Annotated in this window: 5 protein-coding genes; all 5 read left to right on the top strand. The window is 66.4% G+C overall.

Translation table 11 applies throughout. From position 1 onward, the window contains the following. Nucleotides 1–482 (top strand): sigma factor (locus ACOI1H_RS24280; protein ID WP_422440787.1); only part of this gene is annotated, 482 nt, incomplete at its 5' end. Continuing rightward, nucleotides 479–835, top strand: coding sequence for a hypothetical protein (locus ACOI1H_RS24275; RefSeq protein WP_422440786.1), 357 nt, complete (start codon nucleotides 479–481; stop codon nucleotides 833–835). The genes ACOI1H_RS24280 and ACOI1H_RS24275, both read left to right, overlap by 4 nt. Then, nucleotides 835–1,017 (top strand): hypothetical protein, encoded by a 183-nt coding sequence (locus ACOI1H_RS24270; protein WP_422440785.1) that lies wholly within the window; start codon nucleotides 835–837, stop codon nucleotides 1,015–1,017. Before ACOI1H_RS24275 ends, ACOI1H_RS24270 begins: the two co-directional genes overlap by 1 nt. Next, on the top strand, nucleotides 1,014–1,202 hold the full coding sequence (locus ACOI1H_RS24265; RefSeq protein WP_422440784.1) for a helix-turn-helix domain-containing protein: 189 nt from the start codon (nucleotides 1,014–1,016) through the stop codon (nucleotides 1,200–1,202). The genes ACOI1H_RS24270 and ACOI1H_RS24265 overlap by 4 nt, the downstream gene beginning before the upstream one ends. A gap of 3 nt (nucleotides 1,203–1,205) precedes the next feature. Continuing rightward, a partial coding sequence (locus ACOI1H_RS24260; protein WP_422440783.1) for a bifunctional DNA primase/polymerase occupies nucleotides 1,206–3,480 on the top strand: 2,275 nt, incomplete at its 3' end.

Here is a 3,480-nt window from a genome sequence, read left to right as displayed (position 1 = left end):
CCGATCTTCAGGATCGCGATGACCTCACGCAGGACCTGCTGGTCGATGTCCTGCGCCGGCTTCCGCGCTATGTGCCGGCCCGCGGCCAACTCGGCGCATTTGCCGGGGTCGTCATCCGCAACCGGTCCCGGACCTATGCCGCACGGGCGAGAGCCACGCGAAATCGGCGTGGTATTCACGTCCCGTTCGACATTCCGACCGGTGGCAAGGACCAACGGGAGCTGGTAGACGTGCTTTCCGAGGCGGCGAGCCTGTGGAGCTGGACGGGCCAGATGCTGCCTGACCCGGACCGGACCCTTTCGTTGCACTCCGTTCTATCGCGCCTCACCTCGGATGATCTGAACCTCTGCCTGGATCTCGCGCGAGAGAACGTGACTGACTTGGTCAAATCAGGTCGCTACAGCCGTTCGGGCCTCTACCGCCGCATCGCTGGACTGCGCCGCACGTTTGCGGCCCTGGGATTTTGCGGGAGCATGGTGTGATGGAGCCGATGCCTGCCGAGCGACCACTTTCACATGTCGGCCGCAGTGTCATGTCTGACCAGGATTTCTGCAAGTGGGTCAGTACTGCGACGCCTGGTGACACGATCACATACTACAGCGGTTTCCTGTCTGTCGATACGTGCATTGAAACATCGCTGCTGAGCAAACTGGACTGCACGCGGCTCGGATCGCTCGCGGTGGCCGCTCGACGAGCCTTCGATGCTGGTCTCGTCCACCTCGTACAAAAGCGGATCAGGCAGAACGCGTTCATCTACCTCGCCATTGCCAGACCCGTTCCATTCGCGCGGCGTATTGCACCGAACAGGCCCTTGGTCCGTGAGGGGGCGGTGTGATGGCGCAGTCTGATGAACAACGCATCCCCGGCCTCTATCACATGTGTGATCTGCAGTTTCTGACTGACAGCGGGACGGACTACCGCGTGCGCTATGCTGGTCAGTCCAGGAACGGCACGCCACTCTTTGCACTCTATCGCCGGACCTTGCAGCGAACTGATGACGCCGGGGTGGCGCAATGACGCCGCCGCGGCAGGACTGGCTGACCACCGATGAGCTCGCGCGGCGGTGGCGTGTGAGCCCGCGGACACTGCAACGCTGGCGCGCTGAGCGCAGTGGTCCTGCCTGGCTGACCATCGGCGGCGCAATCCGCTATCGCCTGACGGATGTGCTGGACTGGGAAGCCACCCGGACGACCTGGCCCTGACGCATGGATGCAGGACGCCATAAGCGCGGCCTGCAGACGACACAGACGAACACGGGGGTGGCCAACGGCCGCCCCGCTGGTGCTGGGCATCCCATCTTTACCGATGGTGCCGCACAGCTGTTCGAGAACGGCTATGAGCCCATCCCGATCAGGCCCAATCAAAAGGCCCCGGCCGTCAGCCGCTGGACCAGCGTGACGATCGATAAGGCGGTGATTGCGGAGTGGAGCGTTCGACATCCCACCTGTGGCATCGGCCTGCGCACCGGCCGGTTGGTCGGCATCGACATCGACGTTCTGGATCCCGACCGGGCCCATGCGGCGCAGGCACTGGCCTTTGCGCGCTTTGGGGAAACTCTGGTGCGGGTCGGCCTCTGGCCGAAGCGGCTGCTGCTCTATCGCACCGACACACCTTTCCCCAAGATGAAGTCCGGCCAGATCGAGGTCCTGGGCGCGGGCCAGCAGTTTGTGGCCTTCGGAATGCACCCCGGCACAGGTCAGCCCTACGGCTGGCCGTTTCGGGAGACGCCGCTGGACGTGCCGCTGGCGGACCTGCCGGTCATCTACGCAGCTGCGGCATCAGCCTTTCTGGCCGAGTGCGGTCCCGGCGATCGCAGCGGTGGTGCTCGCATCGCAGGGCCACGACACACACCTGCCGGGTCTGGAGATCCCGCGCGCGATACCAGCGGCATGGTCATCGATGGGCGCGATGCCTGGCTCAGCCAGATTGCCTTCCATGCCGTCCACGACGCGCTGGAGGCTGGTGAGACCCCGCAGCTGAATCCGGTGGCCCTGCAGGTATGGCAGCGCTTCACCGCCACGACCGATCTGGATCGACCCCGGCAGGACCGGGCCATGCCCTACGCGCTGTCAGACGCCACCCGCAAGGTTTCCGACAAGCTGCGGCTGGCGCGTGACGGGCGGCTGCCGTCGCGAGATCGTGACGTACCGGAGCCCGACACCGATGCACCAACGCTTACGGTTGCCGAAGGGCGTGTCCTGCTCTCGGACACCCTCGCCGCGTTCTGCGCCGACGTCGTCCAGTGGCATCAGCACCACGACGGGACAATGCCAGCGCTAGGGATCCGCGCAACCGTCGGCCTGGGCAAGTCGCGGGTCGCACGCGATCAGTTGCTCGCCTTGGCGGCACAGTTGCGACAGCTGGGACTGCCGCACCGCATCCTGGTGTTCACGCCGTCGCACGCGCTTGCGGAAGAGACCGCCGCGGCCTGGTCTGCGGCGGGCGCACGGGTGGCCGTGCTGCGCGGCTACGAGCGGACAGAACCGATCAGCGGCGATCCCATGTGCCGCGATCTCGAGGCCGTCAGGGCGGCGCTTGCAGCCGGGCAGAACGTCCGGGACAGTGCATGTGCTGCCAAGGATGGGCAGCACTGCAGGTTCTTCGCGGGCTGCCGCAAGCAGCAGAACCTGCGCGACGTCGCCGACGCGGATGTGGTCGTGGCACCCTATGATGCCCTGTTCTCGGGCCTGGCCTTCGCGCGAGACGATGTGGCCCTGCTGATGATCGACGAGGGGTGCTGGGCCCGGGCGCTGGAGCAGCAGCGCGGTATCAGTGTCGAAGGCATCACTGTCGAGCCCGTCTCGGGCATGGGCGGTCAGCCCATCGGTCGCGGCCCTACCGGGGCCATGGCGGATCTGGTCGCAATCCGTGGCAAGGTCGCATCGGCGTTGGTAATGAATGGTCCGGGTCCCGTCACACGGTCATCTCTGCAGGCTGCGGGCGTGACCGCCGCGGAGTGCCGGCACGCGGCACAATTGGAGCGCTGGCGCTTGCAGGACACCGGGCTTGTGCCGGGGATGCCGGCCGCCCTGCGCGCACGCAGCTTTGCCATTGCGGCCGCCAACGCCCGGATCCTGCAACTGGCGGCGCTGTGGCAGGCACTTGCGGCCTTGCTGGAGGGTGGGCAGGAGATGTCCGGACAGATCAGCATCGCGAAGCCTGATGCGGTCGGTCACCACCCGATCATCCTGCGCCGGATCCGGGGGCTGCACGAGAGCCTGCGCGCAAAGCCGGTCCTGCATCTCGATGCCACGATGCGGCCGGAGCTTCTGAGGCAGATCCTGCCCCAGCTGGCGGTCACACTGATCGATGTGGCGGCCCCGCACATGCATGTCCGGATGGTCAGCGGCAGCTTTGGCAAGTCGATGCTGTGTCCGGCCGATGGATTGCCGCTAAACGAAGCGCGGCGGCGGACCAACCGGTTGCGCGAGTGCGTGGACTACGTCCGCTGGCACGCACAGAGGGTCTGGCCGGCGCGCG

Source organism: Loktanella sp. DJP18, from assembly GCF_049310965.1.
Lineage (GTDB): Bacteria > Pseudomonadota > Alphaproteobacteria > Rhodobacterales > Rhodobacteraceae > Loktanella.
This window is presented reverse-complemented; position numbering and strand designations above follow the sequence as displayed.

Excerpts from the sequence above, each read along its gene's own strand:
- ACOI1H_RS24270 (WP_422440785.1), top strand. The coding sequence starts at position 835 with ATGGCGCAGTCTGATGAACAACGCATCCCCGGCCTCTATCACATGTGT.
- ACOI1H_RS24265 (WP_422440784.1), top strand. The coding sequence starts at position 1,014 with ATGACGCCGCCGCGGCAGGACTGGCTGACCACCGATGAGCTCGCGCGG.